The organism is Actinoplanes rectilineatus (genome assembly GCF_000962825.1).
GTDB classification, from domain to species: domain Bacteria; phylum Actinomycetota; class Actinomycetes; order Mycobacteriales; family Micromonosporaceae; genus Actinoplanes; species Actinoplanes rectilineatus.
On the sequence record NZ_JZKF01000004.1, the window covers coordinates 208,777 to 223,394 of the forward strand.

Sequence of the window (14,618 nt, forward strand, 5' to 3'; positions counted from 1 at the left end):
CGACATACGAAGATACCGGAGGCGAGTAAAGGGCTCGGTCGTTCGCCGGGACGTCCTTAAAGGACACGCTGAGGATCGTCGCAGGGTCGCTGGTGGCTGCAACGCACGCATCTCGTTGGCGGACGCGTTCTACGATTGGTTGTCGGTGAGGCCAGCACGCAGCTGACGACGCCAGGCGGTGGTGGCGATCTGGACGGCGTCCCAGGGGCTGCCCAGTGGTGGGGTGTAGGAGAGGTCGAGATCGGCGATGTCATCGACGGTGGCGTTGTAGCTGATCGCGGTGGCGTACGTGTCGACCCGTTTGGCGATCTCCGCGCCACGGGCGCCGAGAAGTTGCGCGCCGAGCAGCCGCCCGGTGCGACGGTCGCCGGTGATGCGAAGGTGCACGGGTGTGGCGTCGGGGTAGTAGGCCTTGTGGTCGTCGGCGGTGGTTGCCACGGTGACCGGGTCGAAGCCGGCTTGGCGGGCGGCGGCGTCGCGCAGGCCGGTGCCGGCGGCGACGAGGTCGAAGACTTTGACGGCCTGGGTGCCCAGAGGGCCGGCGAAGGTGGCGTCGCCGCCGACGGCGTTGATCCCTGCTACGCGCCCTTGTTTGTGGGCAGTGCTACCCAGCGGGAGGTAGACGTCCTGGTCGAGCAGGCGGTGGTAGGTGTGGACGCAGTCACCGGCGGCGTAGACGTCGGGCAGGCTGGCACGCATCTGCCGGTCCACGCGGATCGCCCCGCGCACGCCCAGCTCGGCTCCGGCTGTGCCGGCGAGGTCGACGTCGGGGCGTACCCCGGTCACGACCAGGACGATGTCGCCGGGATGACTGCCCCGGTCGGTGTCGACGGCCAGTGAGGTGCCGTCGGTGCGGATGGTGTGGACCTTCGTGCCGTGCTGCACGTTCACGCCGTGCTCGCGCAGGTGTTCGGCGAGCGGGGCCGCGAGTTCCGCGTCGATGGTGGGCATGACCTGGTCGAGTTGTTCCAGCAGGGTGACCTGCAGGCCGCGGGTGGTCAGGGCTTCGGCCATCTCCAGGCCGATGTAGCCGGCGCCGACCACGACCGCGGACCGTGCCGCCCGTTTCTCCAGGGAGGTGAGGACGGCGAACATGTCGCCCATGGAATGCAGTACGTGCACGCCGTCAGTGGGGCCGAGGTGCTCGAGGCCGGTGATCGGCGGGAGCGCGGGTAGCGCGCCGGTGCCGACGACGAGCCGGTCGTAGTCCAGGGTCACCGTGCCGCCGTCCGGGGTGGTGGCGGTAACGGTGTGGGCCTGCGGGTCGATGGTGGTGGCGCGGTGCTCTAGGCGCAGGTGCAGGCCGGCATCTTTGAGGTCGTCGGCGCTGCGGTGGGCCAGGTGCCGCCACTGCGGCACGTCACCGGAGACGTGGTACGGGATGCCGCAGATGCTGAAGTTCGGGTACCGGTCGGCGACCAGCAATGTGACCTCAGCGGTGGGGTCGTACTCGCGGGCGGCCAGGCCGGCGCTGATACCGGCGTCGCTGCCCCCGATGACCAGCAGCCGCATCAGACGCTCTGACCGGTCGCGGGGACGTCGAGCTGGTCGAGCAGGGCCCGCACGCGGCGCTCGAGTTCGTCGCGGATCGGGCGCACGTCGGCGACGTCGAGACCGGCGGGGTCGTCGAGGTCCCAGTTCTCGTAGCGGGTACCGGGAAACACCGGGCAGGCGTCGCCGCAGCCCATGGTGATGACCATGTCGGCCGCCCGGACGACCTCGTCGGTCCACGGCTTCGGGTACTCACCGGCGATGTCGATGCCGCGTTCGGTCATCGCCGCGATGGCGGCGGCGTTGATCTGGCTGCCGGGTTCGGAACCGCCGGACCAGGCCGTGGCCCGGTCGCCGGCGAGGGCGGTGAAGAAGCCGAGGGCCATCTGGGAGCGCCCGGCGTTGTGGGTGCACAGGAACAACACGACGGGCTTGCCGTCATCGCGGCGGCCTTCCACCTTGGCCAGGGCCTGCAGGCGTTGCCGGGCGAATCGTTCGGCGAGCAGCGGCAGGAAGTTCGGGACACTGCCGATGGTGGCGAACTGCTCGTAGCTGGTGTGCAGGAACCGTTCGATGGTCTCCGGGCCGTAGATTCCGTCGAAGGTGCGGCCGAGGTTGACCGCGGCGGTGCGCAGGGCCAGTTGCTGGTCGACGGACAGATTTTGGCGGGTGAAGGACGCAACGTCAGTCATGGGTGGGCTCCGTGGTGAGGGCGGGGATGAGGCGGTCGACGCGGGATGCGATCGCGGTGAAGGCAGCCTCGAACGCCTCGTCGGTGTCGGCCGGGGCAGGGTCGGGCACCGACCAGTGCAACCGGGCCTGATCGGTGAGGTCTTCGTGGGCGTTGTCGCAGACCGCAATAACCAGATCGTCGTCGGCGACGACGTCGCTGACGTGCGCGGTGGCACCAGGGTCCAGGCTCAGCCCGTGGCGGCGGGCCACGGTCACGGCTCGGGGATGCACGCGCGGGGCGGGGTGGGTTCCGGCTGAGGCGACCGGCTGGCCGGTTCGCTGGCGCAGCAGCGCGGCGGCTATCTGCGAGCGGGCGGAGTTGTGGGTGCAGACGAACACCACCCGCTTCACCGCGTCCAACCGCTGCGGGGCCAGGGAGACCAGTGCCTGTGGTCGCAGGCTCAGGTAGGTGCGTCTGCGGTCGCCCTCGGAACGGCTGCGGGTCAGTATCCCAGCGTCCTGCAGGACTTTGACGTGGTGCGCGACAAGGTTCGTCGGCAGTTGCAAGGTGTGGGCGATCTCGCCGGGTGACGCGTCACCGAGCGTGAGGGTGTCCACGATTGCGAGCCGGGCCGGCTCACCGAGTGCGGCGTGGATCCGGGCCCGCATCCGCAGTGAGGAAGAATCAGTATTCATTGACTCAATGGTTACTGAGTAAGTTTGGGTGGTCAAGGGAACGGCAGATGAACAAGGCGTCGCGGTTGAACCAGTGGCCCCGGGGCGGGGCGGTGCCGTCCTACCCGGCTGTGGCAGGTGGCCGGGTGCCGAACGGCATACGGTGCCACGCCTCATCAAGGATCGGGTTGCGGTCGGCCGGCTCGTAGAAGTCGTGGAGCGCCACACCCAACTCCCACGTCTGGCGCTCGTCACCGTCTCGCATGATCTCGGCCAGCACGGTCGACGCCGGGCGGCGCTGGCCGATCGAGATCAGGTGCTCGATCTCGCGGACAGAGGCCACGACGGTCGGTAGCGACGGCGTCGGCAGGAAGGCGCGGCCGAAACTGTTGGCGATATACCAGGGGTCGAGGGTCGCGACCATGCCGATGATCGGCCGGTCGGTCGGAATGTGAGCGAACTCCGGCGTACCGGCCCGGATGTTGTCCAGGGTGCGCCCGAGCTGCTTGAACGCATCGCCGAGCGTGGCGGTGTAGGCGTGCTGCGCCGATGCGTCGGCCGCCCGTGCGCCGAGCGGGGACCGGGTAGCTTTTGCCTCGATGAGGATGACCATGTCGTCGAACACGACGAACCAGTCGATGCTCTTCAGCTCCTGTCGGCGTTGCTTGTACACGACTTCCGGGTGGACGGTGGCCTCGGGCAGCGTGGCGAACTGGCGGCCCAGGTAGTCCTCGAACAGGGCCCCCATGTCGCGGGTGAACGCTGATCCCCATCGCTGCAGCCCGGTGTAGTACAGCTCCAGGGGGGAGAGCCGGCGCGCGATCAGCTGGGGCACCGGGGCCAGCAGCCGCCGATCGGACAGGCGCACGAACGGGCGCGAGGTCAGCGGGTTGAACGCGTACCTGTCGAGGTACGGCAGCGGGACCTTCGCCGACGCCACAGCGTCCTGGTCGCGGAACTCAGTCATGCTGCCGGCGAAGACGGAGTCGATGACGGCCAGGATCTCCTCACGCGGCAGGACCGTCAGCAGCGGGGTGAAGTTCGGCTGGGCGAGCCAGGCCGGGTCGAATAGTCCGCCGTTGTGGCGGGCCGAGGTGGTCAGCATCATCGCGATGGCTGCGGCGGTCGTCATCGGCGCACCGATGAGGTCGTGCAGCGACTTCTGCGTCACCACTTCCAGGGGGCTGCGACCGGAGTAGTCGTCGAAGAACGCCGCTGGACGTGCCAGTTCCTCGAAGATCGACTCCTGGTACGGGAACTGCTCGTACAGGGTGCGCGCCAGGATGGCGAAGGGCGAGTTCAGGTCCGGCTGATCGAGTTCTTCTGGCTCCAGCCGGCTGTGCATGTGGCACGCCATGACCACGTCGGAGGCCTGCGGCGTCCGGGTGCGGTAGGCGTTGCCGTGGCAGATCGACGCTTTGGCCACTGCGGCGAGGGCCCATGGCGGTGTCGTGATGAACTTGGCGTCGTCGGAGCCGTTCAGGTGCGACGGCAACGACAGAGCGTGATGCGCGACGGCGGTCAGCAGCGCTTCCTGGTTGAAGCAGCGGACGAAGTCGCTGAACTCCCGATAGGAGTAGTCGCGGTCCGGCTCATGGTTCACCGTGCCATCGTCTCATCGGCAACAACCGGGTTCCGGGACGAACCGGCCCCGCACAGGACAGTGCCCGGCGACGAGCTGGTGCTGGGGCGCGGAACCAGCCGCACCGGCCAGCCGCGCCCCAGTCCGGCCGGGCGTCCTCAGAGCTCGATGAACGAGGCGATGAAGCGTTCCGCGTCGAGCGCGGCGGCGCAACCGGTGCCGGAAGCCGTGATGGCCTGGCGGTAGGTGTGGTCGACGAGGTCGCCGGCGGCGAACACGCCTGGAACGTTGGTGCGCGTGCTGGGTGCGTCGACCTTGACGTAGCCCTCGTCGTCCATCTCGACCTGACCCTTGAACAGCTCGCTGCGGGGGTCGTGGCCGATGGCGACGAAGACGCCGGTGACGTCGAGCACCTTGGTCTCGTTCGTCTGCAGGTTGCGCAGCCGGGCGCCGACCACCTTGCCGTCGTCACCGAGGATCTCCTCGACGACGCTGTTCCACTCGACCTTGATCTTCGGGTTGTGGCTCGCGCGCAGCGCCATCACCTTGCTGGCCCGGAACGAGTCGCGGCGGTGCACGATCGTCACGGTCTCGGCGAAGCGGGTCAGGAAGGTGGCCTCCTCCATCGCGGAGTCGCCACCGCCGACCACGATGATGTCCTGCTTGCGGAAGAAGAAGCCGTCACAGGTGGCACACGAGGAGACGCCGTGGCCGAGCAGCTCCTGCTCGCCGGGGACGCCCAGCGGGCGCCAGGCCGAACCGGTGGAGAGGATGACGGCGCGGGCGAAGTATTCCTTCTCGCCTACCCAGACCGTCTTCAGACCCTCGGCCCCGACCTCGGTCGGCTTGTCGCCCAGCTCGACCCGGGTGACGTCGTCGGTGATGAACTCGGCGCCGAACTTCTCGGCCTGCTTGCGCATGTTGTCCATGAGCTCGGGGCCCATGATGCCGTCCGGGTGACCCGGGAAGTTCTCGACCTCGGTGGTGGTCATCAGCGCACCACCGGACTGCACACCCTCGATCACGAGGGGCTTGAGGTTGGCCCGGGCCGCGTAGAGCGCCGCGGTGTAGCCGGACGGACCGGAGCCGATGATGATCAGGTTGCGGATCTCGTCCACGTCAGAGCCTTTCGAGGGGGCCGGCCGCGCTGCGGTGGCCGGCGGTGGCCCGGTGGTTTCAGGCGGCGGGGACGAGGTCGGCGAGCAGTTTCTCGATCCGGGCCTTGATGTCGTCGCGGATTGGGCGGACCGACTCGACGCCCTTGCCGGCCGGGTCTTCGAGTTTCCAGTCCTCGTAGCGCTTGCCGGGGAAGTACGGGCAGGCGTCGCCGCAGCCCATGGTGACGATGACGTCGGAGGACTCGACGGTGTCGTACTCGAGGATCTTGGGGGTCTGGTCGGTGATGTCGATGCCGACCTCGCGCATGGCTTCGACCGCGGCCGGGTTGATCTGGTCGGCGGGTTCGGATCCGGCGGACCGGACCTCGACGGTGTCGCCGGCGAGGTGGCGCAGCCAGCCGGCGGCCATCTGCGAGCGGCCGGCGTTGTGGACGCAGACGAACAGGACGCTGGGTTTGTCGGACACGGTGGTGCTCCTTCTCAGGTGATGGTGGGGCTGCGGCGTTCGAGCAGGATGACGTCGCGCCACACCCCATCGTGCTTGCCGACGCGTTCGCGGACGCCGATCTCGCGGAACCCGCACCGGTGGTGCAGGGCGAGACTGGCGGTGTTCTCAGGGAAGATGCCGGACTGAATCGTCCAGATCCCGGCTGCCTCGGTCGAGGCGATGAGGGCTTCGAGCAGGACCCGCCCGATACCGCGGCCGCCGTGCGCAGGGTCGACGTACACGGAGTGCTCGACGACCCCGGCGTAGACGGGCCTGGCCGACACCGGGGAACACGCGATCCAGCCGGTGACCGTGTTGCCGTCGAGGGCGACGTAGCGGTGGCCGGGCAGCCGGGCCGCGTCGAACGTCTCCCAGGCCGGGGGAGTGGTCTCGAAGGTGGCGTTGCCGGTGGCGATCCCGGCCGCGTAGATGGCCAGGACCGCTTCGGCGTGGGCGGAAGTCATGGGCGCCACGGTCAGGCGGGGTGTGTCCGTCACGCGGTGAGCTCCGCGAGCAGCTTCTGGACCCGGGCGTCGATGTCGTCGCGGACCGCCCGTACGGCGTCCAGATCGCTGCCGGGCGGGTGGGGCAGGTCCCACACGTCGTAGCGGGGGCCGGGTACCCGGGGGCAGGCGTCACCGCCGCCGGCGATGACGACCACGTCGGCGGCGCGCAGGACGTCGTCGGTCAACGGTTTCGGGAAAGCGCCGGCCAGGTCGACGCCGATCTCCGCCAGGACCGCCGTGGCGGACTTCGACACGGTTGCGTCGGGCTGGGACCCGGCGGAACGGGCATTGACCCGGCCGCGGCCGTGGTGGGCCATCAACGCGGCGGCCATCTGGGAACGGCCGGCGTTGTGGATGCACAGGAACAGCGCTTCCGGCACCGGTTTGCCCAGTGCCCCGGTGGCCTGCGCCAGAGCGGTGAGCCGGTCGACGGTGAACCGGCGTGCCTTGTCCGGCAGCTGCTGGTCAGCGTGCGCGGTGCGGTACAGCGCCACGTACGACTCGTTGACGTAGCGGCCGACCGTCTCCGCGCCCACCGCCTCGGCGAACTGCGTGGTCAGGCTGGTGCGGACCTGATCGAGGAACGCGTCGAGGTCGCTCATACCCGCTCCGAGGCCGCCGGGACGGCGGGGGACTGGCCGAAGAGCCGGCGCCGCAGGGCCAGGCTGACGTAGACCAGGCCGACCAGGACCGGCACTTCGATGAGCGGGCCGACGACCCCAGCGAGGGCTTGACCGCTGGTGACGCCGAACGTGCCGATGGCGACGGCGATGGCGAGCTCGAAGTTATTGCCCGCAGCGGTGAACGCGAGGGTGGTGGTGCGTTCGTAGTTCAGGCCGATGGCCTTGCCCAGGGCGTAGGACCCGCCCCACATGACGGCGAAGTAGACCAGCAGCGGCACCGCGATGAGCACGACGTCCCACGGCTTGTTCGTGATGGCGTCGCCCTGCAGCGCGAACAGGATCACGATGGTGAACAGCAGCCCGTACAAGGCCACGGGCCCGATGCGGGGGATGAACTTCTCCTCGTACCAGGTGCGGCCCTTGGCCTTTTCCCCGAAGCGGCGGGTGAGGAAGCCGGCCAGCAGCGGGATGCCGAGGAAGATGAGCACATTGCGGGCAATGTCCCAGCCGGACACCTCAAGGTCGGCGCCGGACAGGTTGAGCCAGCCGGGCAGGACCGTCAGGTAGAACCAGCCGAGCACGCCGAAGGCGATGACCTGGAAGACGGAGTTGAGGGCGACCAGGACGGCGGCGGCTTCCCGGTCGCCGCAGGCCAGGTCGTTCCAGATGATGACCATGGCGATGCACCGGGCCAGCCCGACGATGATCAGCCCGGTGCGGTACTCCGCGTGGTCGGCCAGGAAGATCCAGGCCAGGGCGAACATGACGGCCGGGCCGATCAGCCAGTTGATGACCAGCGAGGAGATCAGCAGGCGTTTGTCGCCGGTGACGGTGTCCAGGCGGTCGTAGCGGACCTTCGCCAGGACCGGGTACATCATGATCAGCAGGCCCAGCGCGATCGGCAGGGAGATCCCGGTGACCTTCACCGCCTCCAGGGCGGTGTTCAGGCCAGGGATGAGCCGGCCCAGCAGTAGCCCGGCGACCATGGCCAGACCGATCCACAGGGGCAGGAACTGGTCGAGGCGCGACAGGCGCCCGACGACCGCCGGCGAGGAGTCGCCGGCTGCGGTGGTACTGGTCATGAGTCAGCAGTCCCGGAAGGTCTCGGAGTGGGCAGCCGCGTCAGCGGCCAGGTCGGCAAGATGCAGGGCCGCACCCTGCAAGGATTCCGGCACAAGCCGGTAGTACGTGAAACGGCCCCGCGGCTCGGTGGTGACTACGCCCGCCTCACGGAGCTGCTTGAGGTGCCCGGACACGTTCGGTTGCTTCGCACCGGTGTCAACCACCAGGTGCGAGGTGGTCGCCGGACCGTTGGCCAGGAGCCGAACGATCTGCGCCCGCAGCGGGTCGCCGAGCAACCGCACCACATCAGGATTGGCTGATATCAGTTGGCTCTGATGGGTGGCAGTGATCGGCATCTGCCTTTTCGGCGCCTCACGGAACCCGCCCGCCGGCCGGTCCTGTGGCTCCGCTGAGCCGGTCAGCAGCTCCCCGAGAAGATCGAGGGCTTCGCGCTTGACCCGGTAGTAGGCCCACGTGCCGCGGCGCTCGACGTCGACCATGCCGGCCTCGCGCAACACCCGCAGGTGATGCGAGATGGTGGCCCCGGTGACCTCGAACGCGTCGGTCAGATCGCAGACACACACCTCGGACGTCGAGGCGATCAGTGACAGCAGCCGCAACCGGATCGGATCGCTGAGCGCTTTGAACATCGGCGCCAACTGGCCCGCGGTCTGCGTGGCCAGCGCTTCGACCTGCAGCGGCGGGCAGCAGACCGGACCCGAACGGTCGACGACCGGAAGAACAGACATGCGTTTAGCTTGACAGTGGTCTAACCGCATTGCAAGGTAGAACCAGCAGTTCGACCAAAATCTAGGTAAGCATCAGGCGGAACTGATACCCACAGCGTCCCGGCGTGGGGGTGGTGGTAATTCGACCCGCTCCGACCTGGCCCGCCTTCCACTCTAGCCCTGGTTGACCTGCACCTACAGCTTCCGCGCACCTGCCGTCCACCATTCAAGGAGATCCGTTCGATGAGCGAGAACCCTGACGCCACCAGCACCGAGTGCTGCACCCCGGCCGCCAAGGCCGAGGCGATCGACGCCGGTGCCGGCTGCTGCACCGACAACGCATCAGCAGAAACTGATGAAAGCGTGACGGCTGTTGCCCGCCCGGCCGGATCACCGATCGAGCACGCCGGTGAGCCGCTGCCCGTGGTGGTCGTCGGCGCGGGTCCGGTCGGTCTGGCCGCCGCCGCGCAGCTGACCGAACGCGGCCTGCGCTTCGTGGTCCTCGAGGCCGGCGAGCACCCGGCTGCGGCCGTACGCCAGTGGGGTCACGTCCGGCTGTTCTCACCGTGGCGGTTCAACATCGACGCCGCAGCGGCCCGGCTGCTCACCGAGGCCGGCTGGGTGCGCCCCGACGACGACAAGCTGCCTACCGGCGCCCAGCTCGCCGACGACTACCTGCAGCCCTTGGCCGATCTGCCGGCGATCAAGTCGAACCTTCGTTACGGCGCCCGGGTCGTCGCCATCACCCGGCTCGGTCTCGACCGGGTCCGCACTGTCGGCCGCGACAACACCCCGTTCCTGGTCCGCCTGGCCGACGGCGAGGACATCCTCGCCGCCGCGGTCATCGACGCGTCCGGCACCTGGGGCACCCCGAACGTGCTCGGCGCCTCCGGCATCCCCGCGCACGGCGAGACCGACGCCGCCACGCACATCGAGACAGCGCTGCCGGACGTCCTCGGCCGCGACCGGGACCGGTTCGCCGGCCGCCGCACCCTGGTCGTCGGGGCCGGTCACTCCGCCGCCAACACCCTGCTCAACCTGGCCGAACTCGCCGAGCAGGAGCCGGGCACCACCGTGACCTGGGCGATCCGGGCGGCGAGCCCGGCCCGCGCCTACGGCGGCGAATCCGCCGACGCCCTGCCCGCCCGCGGTGCCCTCGGCTCGAGGCTGCGCGCCCATGTCGACAACGGCACCATCACCCTGCTCACCGGCTTCGGCGTCCGCAGCCTGGCCACCGGACCCGACGGCGTCGAGGTCTCCGACGGCGCGCACAGCGTCGTGGTGGACCGGATCGTGTCCGCGACCGGCTTCCGCCCGGACCACTCCATCGCCGGCGAACTGCGCCTGGACCTCGATCCGATCCTCGGTTCCACCCGGCTGCTGGCCCCGGTGATCGACCCGAACGAGCACTCCTGTGGCACCGTCCCGCCGCACGGCGTCGACGAGCTCACCCACCCGGAGCCCGGCTTCTACGCCCTCGGGGTGAAGTCCTACGGCCGGGCCCCGACGTTCCTGCTGGCCACCGGCTACGAGCAGGCCCGTTCCGTGGTGGCCGCCCTGGCCGGGGACTGGGCCGCCGCCCGCGACGTGCAGCTCGATCTGCCGGAGACCGGGGTGTGCAACAGCAACCCGGTCGAAGGCGACGACACCATCGCCGCGGGTGGTGGCTGCTGCGGCGCACCGGCCGCCGAAGCCGAGCCGGTCGCGGCCGGCCGTGGTCTGGCGACCGGGATCGCCGGGGGTCTGCTGTCGGCGCCGCTGACCCTGGTCACCATCGGCGGCGGGGCCGACGACAGCCAGGCCGGCGGCTGCTGCAGCTGAACCGGATGACCTCACCGCACACGGTGGCCGCCGACCCCGAGGTCGGCGGCCACCCCAGCGTGCACCGCGGACGGGCCCGGCGCATCGTCGCCGCCCTGGCCATCACCCAGACCGTCGGGTACGGCACCTTGTACTACGCGTTCGCGGTGTTCCTGACCCCGTTGGCCACCGACCTGCACACCACGACCACCGCGGTCACGGGAACGTTCACCGCTTCCGTGCTGGTGTCTGCAGCCTTGGCCGTACCGGTCGGGCGGTGGCTCGACCGCCGTGGTGGACGCGCCCTGATGACCGCCGGCTCACTGCTCGGTGTGCTGATGCTGGTTGCCTGGTCGCAGGTGGACAGCCTGTGGCAGCTCTACTTAGTGCAGGTCGGCATCGGTATCGCCTCGGCGGCCAGCCTGTACGAAGCCGCGTTCGCGGTCATCATCGCCTGGCACACCCCCGCTGCCCGCGCCAACGCCCTGCTCGCGCTCACGGTCGTCGCCGGGTTCGCCAGCACCATCTTCCTGCCCTTGACCGGTTGGCTCGTCGCCCACCACGGCTGGCGCACCGCTCTGCTGGTCCTCGCTGCCATCCTGGCTTTGCTCACCGTGCCGCTGCACGCACTGGTCATCCGCCCAGCCCCGCACACCACCGGCACCACCACCCCTGTGCCGGGCTCTACGCCGATCTCTTGGAGGACGGTCTTCACCGACCGGGTGTTCTGGCTGCTGGCGGTCAGCTTCACCGCCAACATGGCCGCCATCAGCGTCGTCACCGTCCACCTCGTGGCCGCCCTGACCAGCTGGGGACACACCCCCACCTTCGCCGCCGGCACCGCCGGGCTGTTCGGGGTCCTGTCGGTCGCCGGGCGCCTGGCCACCACCGGCCTCCAACGCCGCTACCGCACCAGCACCGTCGTCGCCGTCCTGTTCGCCGTCCAAGCGGTCGCCGTCGGCCTGCTGCCGTTCATCGGCCGCAACGCCATCGCCGTGATCGCCGCGGTGATCGGGTTCGGGCTGGGCTTCGGCGTCGCCGCCATCGCGAAGCCGGTGCTGCTCGCCGACCGGTACGACACCCGCCGGTACGCCACCATCGCCGGCACGATCGTGGTCCCCATGACCATCGCGAAAGCCGGCGCGCCGCTGGCCGCCGCTGCCCTGCACTCCGCATCCGGCACCTACACCAGTGTTCTGCTGGCCACCGCAGCCTTGTGTGCAGTGGCCGCAGCGAGCCTATGGGCGACCAGCGCCTACCCGCGTTCGGTCAGCCTGCCGTCAGGCGCGCGCACCACCGACCTTCAGGAGAAGACCTCATGAGCGCCTACAGTCCCGACGTGGCCACGTCGCCGCCCGCACCGCACGACATGCCTGTCGTCATCATCGGCGCCGGCCCCGTCGGACTGGCCGCCGCAGCCCACCTGCACGAGCGCGACGTGCCGTTCCTCATCCTCGAAGCTGGCGACACGATCGCCACCTCCGTACGCGCGTGGGCACACGTGTCGCTGTTCAGCGCCTGGCGCTACAACATCGACACCGCCGCCCGCCGGCTGCTCGACACTGCCGACTGGGCGGCTCCCGACGACGACACCGTGCCCACCGGCCGGCAACTCATCGAGGACTACCTGCAGCCGCTGGCCAAAACCCCCGCCATCGCCGCCTACTTGCGGTGCAACGCCCGCGTGGCCGCGATCAGCCGCGTGTCCGTCGACAAGGTCCGCACCGACGGCCGCGCCGACCTGCCCTTCGTCGTACGCCTGAGCGACGGTACCGACATCCTCGCCAGCGCCGTCATCGACGCCTCCGGCACCTGGAACACGCCCAACCCGCTCGGCGTCAACGGCCTGTCCGCCCACGGCGAACACGACCTGACCGACCTCATCGATCACGCCCTGCCCGACATCCTCGGCGCCGACAGCGACACCCACACCGGCCGTCACACCATCGTGGTCGGCGCCGGGCACTCCGCCGCCAATACCCTCCTGAACCTCGCCCGCCTCGCTGAAACCACCACCGGTACCCGCATCACCTGGGCGCTGCGCGGCACCGCCGAACACGCCTTAGGTGACGAGGACATCGACGAGCTACCCGCCCGCGGCGCTCTGGGCAGCGGCCTGCGGACCCTGCTCGACACCGGCGCCATCACCGTGGTCGAAGGTTTCGGCGTCCACACCGCGCGCCGCCACGGCACCGGCATCCAGTTGACCGCCACCGACGGGCGCACCGTCACCGCCGACCGGGTCGTGGCCGCCACCGGGTTCCGGCCCGACCACAGCATCGCCGCCGAACTGCGCCTCGACCTCGACGCGATCCTGGGCTGCACCCGCACCCTCGCCGAGCTCATCGATCCGAACGAGAACCCGCGCAGCGCCATCGTCCCGCACGGCTACGCCGAACTGGCCCACCCCGAACCGAACTACTACACCGCCGGGATGAAGTCCTACGGACGTGCCCCGACGTTCCTGATGGCCACCGGCTACGAACAGGTCCGCTCGATCGCCGCCGCCCTGGTCGGAGACTTCGACGACGCCGACGACATCCAGCTCAACCTGCCCGAAACCGGGTTCTGCGGTACCGGCATCAGCGCTGAGCAAGCCGGCCGTGACATTGCCGCCCGCCTCGGCATCGACCCCGAGCTGCCCGGCGCCCTGGCCGCCGCCACCATCGCCCTGCTCCCGACCGCCGCCAGCACCAGTGACGCCGTACGCGCCGCCGCCGCGCAGCTCGGCGTGGACCCCGAACTCGCCATGCAGATCGCCGCCGTCGACGACAAACCCGGTGCCCTGCCCAGCGTTGCCGGGTTGATCAGCCTCACCCCCTCAGCTGCCGGCCGGTGCTGCTGACCGTGACACGACCGACCGCTAAGCCGGCAGTGCCCGACGAATGCAGATCCGCCAGCAGCGTCGCCGGTCGAGTCCACAGCTGTGCATGATCAATTTTGGCGAGTTCCCGCCAGTGGGCGTGCGAGCCTCGATCGGCTAGCCGAGACCTTGGACGAGGTAGAGAGCGGCAAGAGCGGTGGCCAGGCCGCCGAGCAGAAGCCGTAACAGCCGTTCGGGCAGGTGCGGCTGCAGCCGCGCACCGAGGTAGCCGCCGATCAGTCCGCCGGCCCCGCAGAGCAAGCCGAGGGTCCAGTGTGGGGCGATGCTGCCGGTGGTGGTGAGGCCGAGCAGGCCGTAGGTGACCGCGCCGGTGACGGACGTGACGAACGTGCAGGCCAGCGCGGCGGGCGCGATGCGGGTCATCGGGGTGCCGCGGCCGGCGAGGATCGGACCGAGCAGAGAACCGCCACCGATGCCGTAGATCCCGCCGACAGCGCCGACGACGACACCCAGTCCGAGGGTGCTGCTCCGCGACAACGGCGGCCGGTCGGGGCTGCCAGGCCGCAAAGCGCGGGCGCAGAGCCAGATCCCCAGCGGTAGCAGGACGGCAGCGACGACGAGGCAGAAGACGCGAGGACCGGGGATGGCGAACACGCGGATGCAGGCGCCGAGCACGACGCCGGGCAGGGTCCCCGCGAGCAGCAGCCGGGTCAAGGGGCCGGTGAGCGCGCCGTTGCGGCGGTAGCGGGCCAGCGCACCGGGCCCGGAGACCACGTTGAACAGCAGGTTCGTCGCGGTGACGGCAGGGTTCGGGACGTGCAGGACGCTGAGCTGGACCGGTAGCAGGAACACCGCGCCGGACACCCCGACGGGTGAGGTGATGACGGAGATCAGCAGCCCGGCAAGGAATCCGGTGATCCCGGTCTGCCAGCTCAGCACCGACGGGCCGGCAGGTGCGGGCGCGACATGGTCGACACCGTAACCGGTGATTGTTGCCGACGTGGCCTGCAACAATCACCGGCCGGTCGCGCGGTCGGCAGCCGGTGCGGG

At 69.9% G+C, this 14,618-nt stretch carries 14 protein-coding genes; 3 read left to right on the forward strand and 11 right to left on the reverse strand.

Annotated features, from left to right (window positions below; translation table 11 throughout):
• Positions 1-129: 129 nt before the first annotated feature.
• The 10 genes from WH85_RS04590 to WH85_RS53965 form a co-directional block, all read right to left on the reverse strand.
• The gene (locus WH85_RS04590) at positions 130-1,512 is read right to left on the reverse strand and encodes an FAD-dependent oxidoreductase (protein WP_045740367.1); all 1,383 of its coding nucleotides are present in this window, start codon (positions 1,510-1,512) and stop codon (positions 130-132) included.
• The gene (locus WH85_RS52750; protein WP_045740368.1) at positions 1,512-2,183 is read right to left on the reverse strand and encodes an arsenate reductase/protein-tyrosine-phosphatase family protein; all 672 of its coding nucleotides are present in this window, start codon (positions 2,181-2,183) and stop codon (positions 1,512-1,514) included. Before WH85_RS52750 ends, WH85_RS04590 begins: the two co-directional genes overlap by 1 nt.
• On the reverse strand, positions 2,176-2,859 hold the full coding sequence (locus WH85_RS04600) for an arsenate reductase/protein-tyrosine-phosphatase family protein (RefSeq protein ID WP_045740369.1): 684 nt from the start codon (positions 2,857-2,859) through the stop codon (positions 2,176-2,178). Before WH85_RS04600 ends, WH85_RS52750 begins: the two co-directional genes overlap by 8 nt.
• A 100-nt stretch (positions 2,860-2,959) precedes the next feature.
• A complete protein-coding gene (locus tag WH85_RS04605; protein ID WP_045740370.1) occupies positions 2,960-4,441 on the reverse strand; it encodes a hypothetical protein in 1,482 nt (493 codons plus the stop codon).
• A gap of 137 nt (positions 4,442-4,578) precedes the next feature.
• On the reverse strand, positions 4,579-5,538 hold the full coding sequence (gene trxB / locus WH85_RS04610) for a thioredoxin-disulfide reductase (protein WP_045740371.1): 960 nt from the start codon (positions 5,536-5,538) through the stop codon (positions 4,579-4,581).
• A 58-nt stretch (positions 5,539-5,596) separates the two neighbouring features.
• Positions 5,597-6,004 (reverse strand): arsenate reductase ArsC, encoded by a 408-nt coding sequence (locus tag WH85_RS04615; RefSeq protein ID WP_045740372.1) that lies wholly within the window; start codon positions 6,002-6,004, stop codon positions 5,597-5,599.
• Positions 6,005-6,018: 14 nt separating this feature from the next.
• Positions 6,019-6,504 (reverse strand): GNAT family N-acetyltransferase, encoded by a 486-nt coding sequence (locus WH85_RS04620; RefSeq protein ID WP_157410778.1) that lies wholly within the window; start codon positions 6,502-6,504, stop codon positions 6,019-6,021.
• Between the two features lie 14 nt (positions 6,505-6,518).
• Entirely contained in the window at positions 6,519-7,133 is a 615-nt protein-coding gene (locus WH85_RS04625; protein WP_045740374.1) for an arsenate reductase/protein-tyrosine-phosphatase family protein, read from the reverse strand.
• The gene (gene arsB / locus WH85_RS04630; RefSeq protein ID WP_045740375.1) at positions 7,130-8,236 is read right to left on the reverse strand and encodes an ACR3 family arsenite efflux transporter; all 1,107 of its coding nucleotides are present in this window, start codon (positions 8,234-8,236) and stop codon (positions 7,130-7,132) included. Before arsB ends, WH85_RS04625 begins: the two co-directional genes overlap by 4 nt.
• 3 nt (positions 8,237-8,239) lie before the next feature.
• Positions 8,240-8,965: a metalloregulator ArsR/SmtB family transcription factor gene (locus WH85_RS53965; RefSeq protein WP_045740376.1), complete on the reverse strand. Its 726-nt coding sequence runs from the start codon at positions 8,963-8,965 to the stop codon at positions 8,240-8,242.
• A 222-nt stretch (positions 8,966-9,187) separates the two neighbouring features.
• On the opposite strand from WH85_RS53965, the gene WH85_RS04640 reads away from it, so the two are divergent.
• Genes WH85_RS04640 through WH85_RS04650 form a run of 3 tightly spaced genes read left to right on the forward strand, consistent with a single transcriptional unit; the run spans position 9,188 to position 13,589 of the window.
• Complete coding sequence (locus WH85_RS04640; protein ID WP_083448791.1) at positions 9,188-10,765, forward strand: NAD(P)-binding domain-containing protein; 1,578 nt, start codon at positions 9,188-9,190, stop codon at positions 10,763-10,765.
• A 5-nt stretch (positions 10,766-10,770) separates the two neighbouring features.
• Positions 10,771-12,066: an MFS transporter gene (locus WH85_RS04645; RefSeq protein WP_045740377.1), complete on the forward strand. Its 1,296-nt coding sequence runs from the start codon at positions 10,771-10,773 to the stop codon at positions 12,064-12,066.
• Complete coding sequence (locus WH85_RS04650; protein WP_211275278.1) at positions 12,063-13,589, forward strand: NAD(P)-binding domain-containing protein; 1,527 nt, start codon at positions 12,063-12,065, stop codon at positions 13,587-13,589. The genes WH85_RS04645 and WH85_RS04650 overlap by 4 nt, the downstream gene beginning before the upstream one ends.
• A 135-nt stretch (positions 13,590-13,724) precedes the next feature.
• Here WH85_RS04650 and WH85_RS04655 read toward each other — a convergent pair whose 3' ends face one another.
• Positions 13,725-14,579 carry a sulfite exporter TauE/SafE family protein gene (locus WH85_RS04655; RefSeq protein ID WP_245673814.1) on the reverse strand — a complete coding sequence of 285 codons (855 nt, stop codon included), beginning with the start codon at positions 14,577-14,579 and terminating at the stop codon, positions 13,725-13,727.
• Positions 14,580-14,618 lie beyond the last annotated feature (39 nt).